Genomic DNA, 7,436 nt, shown 5'->3' on the forward strand with positions numbered 1-7,436 from the left:
GCTCTCGCCAGATTCGCGATGTCGGGGTTCCCGGTGATCTGCGAGATCAGCAGGAAGAGGAACTCCACGGCCACGCCGGCGAGGTTGGACAGCACGAGGATCGTGGCGACGACGAGCCCCCAGCCCGCCATCCACCCGATCCACGGCCCGAACGCGCGCGCCGCCCACGTGAAGGAGGTCCCGGCATCCGGCATGCGGTTGTTGAGCTCGCGGTAGCCGAAGGCGACGAGCAGCATCGGCAGGAAGCCGATGAGGATCACGGCGGGGATCTGCGCGCCGACCGTCGAGGCGGTCGGGCCGATCGCGGCGGTGAAGGTGTAGGCGGGCGCGATGCAGGAGATGCCGATGACGACGGCGCCGATCAGGCCGACCGTCCCGGCGCTGAGGCCCTTCTGCGAGAGGCCTCCCTTCTGCGCGGTGTTCTGGCTCATCGCTCTGTTCCTTCGGAGGTGCGCGTGCGGGGCACGACGATCATGGACACCGGAATCTGGTGCAGCAGCTTCGCGGCGGTGGAGCCGAGGAACAGCCGGCGCGGCTGCGCGAGGCGGCTGGATCCGACGAGGATCAGCTCTCCCGGCAGCCAGTCGAGGTTCGCGACGGCGTCGTCGATGTCCGAGCCGCGCGCGGTGAGGACTTCGACCGGGATGCCGTCGGGAACGCGCTGCTGAATGGCGGCGAGCACCTCGTCGGCGTGGGCGGCGCTTGCCAGGCGGATGACGCCGGTGTCGACGGATGCCGGCAGGTCGACCGTGACGAGCGACACGAGGCGCAGCGACGCACCGGTGGAGCCCGCCAGGAAGATCGCCTCGTCCAGGAGCGCGTCGGCGCCCGCGCGGGTGCCGATCGCGACCGTGAGCCGGGGCACCCCGGCATCCGTCACCCGCTTGCGGGCACCCTTGGGGACGAGCACGACGGGGACGTCCGACGAGTGCAGCAGGCCGTTCGTCGTGGAGCCGAGCCGGTGGCGGCCGCGCGAGGCGCCGTCGGCGGCGCCGACCACGATGTGCGAGGCGCCGAACTCGCCGGCGGCCGCGATGAGCCCCTCGGCGAACGAGTCGGCGTACCGGGCGTGCTCCCGGTGCGGGACGCCCGCGGGCACGGCGGCCGCCGCCTCGGCGAGCCACCGCTCGGCCTCGTTCAGCAGGTAGCGGTCGTACGACGCGTCGGGCGGCGTGATGACGCTCCGACCCTCGGCGGGCAGCACCAGCACGATGTCGAGTTCGGACCCGGATGCCGCGGCGAGACCGGACGCGACAGCGACCGCGTCATGGCCCGCCTTCGTCGCGGTGTAGCCGACGACGATGCGACCGGTCACGACCGGATCCCCTCGAGGATGTTCTGCGCGGCCAGGCGTCCCATCCGGATCGCGCCGTCGACGTGCTGGTAGCCGGCGCCGGCCATGTCGCTGCACGCGAAGTGGATGGGGCCGACGGGGGTGCGCAGGTCCGCCCCGTAGCGGTGCAGGCCGCCCATGTCGAAGCTCGCCGCGTACGCGCCGCGGGTCCACTCCTCCGACCCCCAGTCGCTCTCGTAGTAGACGACGGGGTCCTTCGCCTCGGGGCCGTAGTAGTGGGAGAGCGATTCGAGGATCTTCTCCTTGCGCTCCTCGGCGCTCAGGCGGAAGAGGTCGTCGGCGTTGCGGTCGGAGACGAAGCCGACCAGGGTGCCGCGCTCGTCGCCGTGATTGGTGTTGTCGTACGCCTCGTGGCAGAGCTCGTACGGGCTGAATGCGGTGCCCGACAGGCCCTTTTCGCGCCAGAACGGGGTCTCGTAGACGGCGTGCACCTTGATGACGAAGCCCATCGAGATGTGCTGGTGCATCTGGTGCTGCAGCCGCGGGAGCGGCGGGACGAACGAAATCCGGTTGTAGAGCACCGGCGCCAGGGCCAGCACGGCGCTGCGGGCGCGGACGGTGAGGCCGTCGGCGACGGCGGTGACACCGGCATCCGACCATTCCAGCGTGCGCACCGGCTGCCCCAGGAAGACGTCCTCGCCGAGTCGCTCGGCCAGCAGCAGCGGAACCTGCTGCAGGCCCCCGACGACGCGCTTGTCGAGGATGAAGTCGGCGTCGACGAGGTTCGAGTAGCTCCCGGCGCTCGCGGCCATGAGCAGCGACTGCAGCAGCGAGAACGAGTGCGTGGGCTTGGTGAGCATCGCCGAGCCGGTCGCGAAGGCGAGATTGCGGACCGCCTCGTCATCGTCGGTCTGCGCGCGCAGCCAGGCGTCCCACGAGACGGTGTCCCACTCGGCGGCGTTCGGGTGCTCCCACGGCCGGTCGGGGTCGATCTCGGCGACCATGGCGTCGAGGCGGTGGGTGATCTCATCGATCACGCGCTCGGTCTCGGGGCTGACCGGGAACATCTCCCCCGTGAACCGCGAGACGGTGCCGTCGGGTCCGACGTAGACGCTGTCGCCCTCGCGGTAGCGACTGTACGTCTCCAGACCCAGGTCCGCGACCGTCTCGATGAGCGCGTCCTGATCGGGCGAGACCCACTGCCCGCCGATCTCGAGCATCGCGCCGTCGATGACGTCGGTCCAGAGGCGCCCGCCGACGCGGTCGCGCGCCTCGAGCACGGCGACCGACAGGCCGGCCTTTCGGAGTTCGTTCGCCGCCGTGAGACCGGCGGCGCCGGCTCCCACGATCACGACATCACGGGTGATCTCGGTCATGCCTGTCTCCTTCGCGTGCGGGGGTAGGGCCGGAGCGGTCAGTTGGCCTGCAGAGCGGATGCCACGACGTCGAGGCCCTCGCTGAGCAGCTCGTCGCTGATCGACAGCGGCGGCAGGAAGCGGATCACGTTGCCGTAGGTGCCGCAGGTGAGGACGATGACGCCATCGGCGATGGCCGCCTTCGCGACGGCCGACGTGAGCGCGGCGTCCGGGGCGCCGGTGGCCGGGTCGACGAACTCGGCGGCGATCATGGCGCCGCGTCCGCGGACGTCGCCGATGCGCGGGTCGGCCTCTGCCATGGCGCGCAGGCGCGTGAGGAGGAGCTCCTCGATCTGCTGCGCGCGCTCGATGAGGCCGTCGTTCTCGAACGCGTCGATCGCGGCGAGGGCGGCCGCGCACGCGACGGGGTTGCCGCCGTATGTGCCGCCGAGGCCGCCGGCGTGGGCCGAGTCCATGATGTCGGCGCGACCGGTGACGGCGGCCAGCGGCATCCCGCCGGCAATGCCCTTCGCGGTGGTGACGAGGTCGGGGACGACGCCGAACAGCTCGCTCGCGAACATCGCGCCGGTGCGGGCGAAGCCGGACTGCACCTCGTCGGCGATGAAGACGACGCCGTTGTCACGGCACCACTGCGCGATCGCGGAGAGGAATCCGTCGGCGGGGACGATGAAGCCACCCTCGCCCTGGATGGGCTCGATGATGACGGCGGCCAGGTTGTCGGCGCCGATCTGCTTCTCGATCGACGAGATCGCCTTGGCCGCGGCATCCGCTCCGCTGAGCCTGTCGCGGAAGGGGTAGGAGGCGCCGACGCGGTAGATCTCAGACGCGAACGGGCCGAAGCCGCTCTTGTAGGGCATGGCCTTGGCGGTGAGGCCCATCGTCAGGTTGGTGCGGCCGTGGTAGGCGTGGTCGAACGCGACGACGGCCTGGCGGCCGGTGTGCTTGCGTGCGATCTTGACGGCGTTCTCGACGGCCTCGGCGCCCGAGTTGAACAGCGCGCTCTTCTTCTCGTGGTCGCCGGGTGTGAGACGGTTGAGGGCCTCGGCGACGGCGACGTACGACTCGTACGGCGAGATCATGAAGCACGTGTGGGTCAGCTGCGCGGCCTGCGCGGCGATCGCCTCGACGACCTTGGGGTGTGCGACGCCGACCGTCGTGACGGCGATGCCGGAGCCGAGGTCGATGAGCGAGTTGCCGTCGGCGTCGACGACGACACCGCCACCGGCGGCGACGGCCGCGATCGGGACGGTGTGTCCGACGCCGGCCGCGACGGCCGACGCCTTGCGGTCGAGGATCTCCTGCGAGCGGGGCCCGGGGATCGCGGTCGTGACGCGACGCTCCTGGGGAAGGGTGGGGCCGCCGAGGGGAATGGTCTGGGTCGCAGGCGCGGTGGTCATGGGCTGAGCGTAGGACGGCGGCGGCTGGTCGGCGACTCGCCATGACGTATATCCTGGAGCGACTGCTCGCCGCTGTGTATACCGATCGGATTCCGTGGCCGTCCTCGATCCCGAACCCACTCTGCGCGCTCTGCTGGAGCGCAGCGAGCTGCGCCTGCGCCTCGCCTCCGACGAGGCGGACCTGGGTGCCGGGGCGCTCGACCGGCCCATCCGCTGGGTGCACAGCTCCGACCTCGTCGACCCGACGCCCTTCCTCGGCGAGGACCTCCTCCTGCTGACCACCGGGACCCAGTTCGAGGCCGAGAGCGGCTTCGATGCGTACGTCAGACGCCTCGTCGCCCGCGGTGTCGCCGGGCTCGGCTTCGGCACCGAGGTGGCGCGATCCGGCATCCCGGACGGGCTCCTGCGGGCGTGCCGCGGCGAGCGGATGCCGCTGTTCGAGGTGCCGTACGACACCCCGTTCATCGCGGTCGCGCGGGCCAACGCCGAGGCGGTCGCCGCGCGCGCATACAGTCGGCGCAGCTGGGCGCTGTCGGCGCAGCGCGCGATCTCGCTCGCGGCGCTGCGGCCCGACGGCCTCGGTGCGACGATCGCCGAGCTCGCCCGACAGCTCGACACGTGGGTGGGCATGTACGACGCGGCCGGTGAACTGGTCCGCGAGCACCCCGCCGACGCCCTGGGCGCCGACACGCACCGCGAGCTGCACGCCGAGGTCGGCGCCGTGCTGCGGCGCGGCGCCCGCGCGGGATCGGCGCTGCGGGTGGGCGGCTCGCCCGTCACGCTCCAGACGCTCGGGCGCGGCGGTCGGCTGCGCGGCGTCGTCGCGATCGCGGCCGGCGACCTCGACCGCGAGGGCCGCGACGTCGTCACGTCGGTGATCGCGATGGCGGGGCTCGCCCTCGAGCAGCATCAGCGCCTCGGCCGGGCCCGCGGGGCGCTCCGCTCGGGGATGCTGCAGTCGCTGCGCACAGGCGACCCGGCCCTGGCGCGCCGCATCTCGCGGGACGTGTGGGGCCCGCTGCCGTCCGCTCCCCTCGTCGTCGGGCTCACCGACGCCGCCGCGGCGCGATCGGATTCGCTGCTGGAGCTCCTCGAGCTCCGCGCGGAGGAGCGGCACGGCGCACTGTTCTACGCCCGCGGCGACGACGGTGTGGTGATCGCGGTGCCGGCGGCACAGGAAGACGCCCTCGACGACCTCGCCACACGGTACGAACTCACCCTCGGCATCTCCTCCCCCACCGGATACGACGGGTTCGCCGCAGCGCTCGACGACGCGCGCGTCGCGCGGGACCGTGGCGGCCGGGGAGTCACACGCTTCGCGGAGCTGGAGGACACCGGCATCCTGTCGACCCTCCTGACGAACGAGGCACGCGCGCTCGCCCGGGCGCTGGTCGGCCCGCTCACGGCGCACGATGACGCGCACGGGTCGGGGCTGGTCGACACCGTGCGCGCGTGGCTGGATGCGGACGGATCGCACGAGAGGGCCGCCGCGGCCCTCGGCGTGCACCGGCACACCGTGCGCACCCGCCTGCAGGCCGCCGAACGCCTCCTCGGTCGCGACCTCGGGTCGTTCGCGGTGCGCGCCGAACTGTGGGCCGCGTTCCAGGCGCTGGGCTAGCCCCGCGCCTAGCGCTCGTCCCTATCGCCGGCCCTCAGCGCTCGTCGACCTCGCGGCTCAAACGCTGCGAGGCCCACACGGGCAGCAGCGAGAACAGGATGACGACGGTCGCGACGACGTTGACCATGCTGGCCTCGTTGGGGCGGGCCATCTGGTTCATCATCCACAGCGGAAGCGTGTCGATGCCGGCGGGGGCCGTGAAGATCGTGACGACGACCTCGTCGAAGGAGAGCGCGAAGGCGAGGATGCCGCCCGCGATGAACGCCGACCGGAACTGCGGGAAGGTGATCAGCCGGAACGTCTGCCACGGCGTCGCACCGAGGTCGCGTGAGGCCTCCTCGACGTTCGGACTCATGCGGCGCAGCCGAGCGAACACGTTGTTGAACACCATGACGATGCAGAACGTGGCGTGCGCGATGATCATCCCGAAGTAGCCGACCTGGATGCCGATGGGTTCGAGCACCTGGTTGAACGTGTTGTTCAGGGCGACACCGGTCACGACGCCCGGGAGGGCGATCGGCAGGACGACGAGCAGGTTGACCGTCTGCTTGCCGAAGAACGAGAACCGCTGGAGCGCGAAAGCGACGAGCGTTCCGAGGATGAGCGCGATGACGGTGGCGCCGAGGCCCACGACGACGGAGTTCCACAGGGCCGCGCGGATCGGCTCGCTCGTGAAGGCCTTGCCCCACCAGTCGAGCGAGAACGAGCGGATCGGCCAGCTCGCGATGCGGGCCTGATTGAAGGAGTTCAGCACGACGAGACCGAGCGGCACGTACATGAAGAGGAGGACGACGGCGACGATGACGCCGAGGACGACCTTCGCGGGGCGGGAGAGGCGCAGCACGGTTCCTCCTACATCCGCTCGAGCGCGCCGGTGCGCTGCACGCTCAGCAGGTAGATGACGACGAAGGCGATCGGGACCACCGCGAAGGCGGCGGCGATCGGCGGGTTGAGGTTGATGTTCGAGGCGATGACGCTGCCGATCATCTGCGTGGAGCCGCCGACGAACTTCGCGGCGATGTAGTCACCCAGGCTGAGCGAGAAGGTGAACACCGACCCGGCGATGATGGCGGGCTTGATGAGCGGCAGGACCACGGTGCGGATGGTGCGCCAGGCTCCCGCGCCGAGGTCGGCGGCGGCGTCGAACAGGTTCGGCGGCAGCTGCCGGATCGCGGTGTAGACGGGGACGGCCATGTACGGCAGCCACAGATACGTCAGGGTCAGGATCACGGTGGTCTGGCTGAAGCCGGGGCCGGAAATCCCGAACGGCGCGAAGACGGAGTTGAAGAAGCCCTCCTCGGTGAAGGTCACGCGCATCGCGAGGATCTTCACGAGGTAGCCGGCCCACAGCGGCAGCGTGATCGCCACGGCGAGGAGCGCGCGAAGCCACGGCTTCGCAATCTTCGCCATGAAGATGCCGAGGGGAACGGAGATGAGGACGCTGAGAACGGTGACCGCGAGCGCGATGCCGAGGGTCCGCAGGGCGATGGCCGAGTAGCTCGGATTCGCCACGAGCTGCTCGAAGTTGTCGAAGGTGAAGCCCGGCTTGACCTTCGAGGTGAAGGGGTCGGTGGTCCAGAACGCCGTGATGAGCAGCATGACCAGCGAGAAGATGTAGATGCCGACGAGCCAGAGCATCGGCAGGGCGAGGAGTCCCGCCAGCTGCGCGCGACGCTTCATGTGCGTTCCCTTCGGAAGGTGTGTCAGGCGGGTCCGGACGGACCCGGGGGTGGTGGCGGCGCCGAGAGTGC

7 protein-coding genes are annotated in these 7,436 nt (G+C 71.0%); 1 reads left to right on the forward strand and 6 read right to left on the reverse strand.

The window, feature by feature from the left end:
* The 4 genes from ACHFGS_RS08945 to gabT form a co-directional block, all read right to left on the reverse strand.
* A partial coding sequence (locus tag ACHFGS_RS08945; RefSeq protein WP_394289382.1) for an amino acid permease occupies nucleotides 1-431 on the reverse strand: 431 nt, incomplete at its 3' end.
* On the reverse strand, nucleotides 428-1,315 hold the full coding sequence (locus tag ACHFGS_RS08950; RefSeq protein ID WP_394289383.1) for a universal stress protein: 888 nt from the start codon (nucleotides 1,313-1,315) through the stop codon (nucleotides 428-430). The genes ACHFGS_RS08950 and ACHFGS_RS08945, both read right to left, overlap by 4 nt.
* Nucleotides 1,312-2,670, reverse strand: a complete 1,359-nt coding sequence (locus tag ACHFGS_RS08955; protein WP_394280092.1) for a flavin monoamine oxidase family protein — start codon at nucleotides 2,668-2,670, stop codon at nucleotides 1,312-1,314. Before ACHFGS_RS08955 ends, ACHFGS_RS08950 begins: the two co-directional genes overlap by 4 nt.
* A gap of 38 nt (nucleotides 2,671-2,708) precedes the next feature.
* Nucleotides 2,709-4,067: a 4-aminobutyrate--2-oxoglutarate transaminase gene (gabT, locus tag ACHFGS_RS08960; RefSeq protein WP_394280091.1), complete on the reverse strand. Its 1,359-nt coding sequence runs from the start codon at nucleotides 4,065-4,067 to the stop codon at nucleotides 2,709-2,711.
* A gap of 94 nt (nucleotides 4,068-4,161) precedes the next feature.
* Here gabT and ACHFGS_RS08965 point away from each other — a divergent pair, with 94 nt between their 5' ends.
* Entirely contained in the window at nucleotides 4,162-5,685 is a 1,524-nt protein-coding gene (locus ACHFGS_RS08965; protein WP_394289384.1) for a PucR family transcriptional regulator, read from the forward strand.
* 34 nt (nucleotides 5,686-5,719) lie between these two features.
* Here the strand turns inward: ACHFGS_RS08965 and ACHFGS_RS08970 are convergent, their stop codons facing one another.
* Nucleotides 5,720-6,529 carry an ABC transporter permease gene (locus tag ACHFGS_RS08970; RefSeq protein ID WP_196324924.1) on the reverse strand — a complete coding sequence of 270 codons (810 nt, stop codon included), beginning with the start codon at nucleotides 6,527-6,529 and terminating at the stop codon, nucleotides 5,720-5,722.
* An 8-nt stretch (nucleotides 6,530-6,537) separates the two neighbouring features.
* Entirely contained in the window at nucleotides 6,538-7,365 is an 828-nt protein-coding gene (locus ACHFGS_RS08975) for an ABC transporter permease (protein WP_394289385.1), read from the reverse strand.
* Nucleotides 7,366-7,436 lie beyond the last annotated feature (71 nt).

The organism is Microbacterium sp. (assembly GCF_043427715.1).
Lineage (GTDB): Bacteria > Actinomycetota > Actinomycetes > Actinomycetales > Microbacteriaceae > Microbacterium.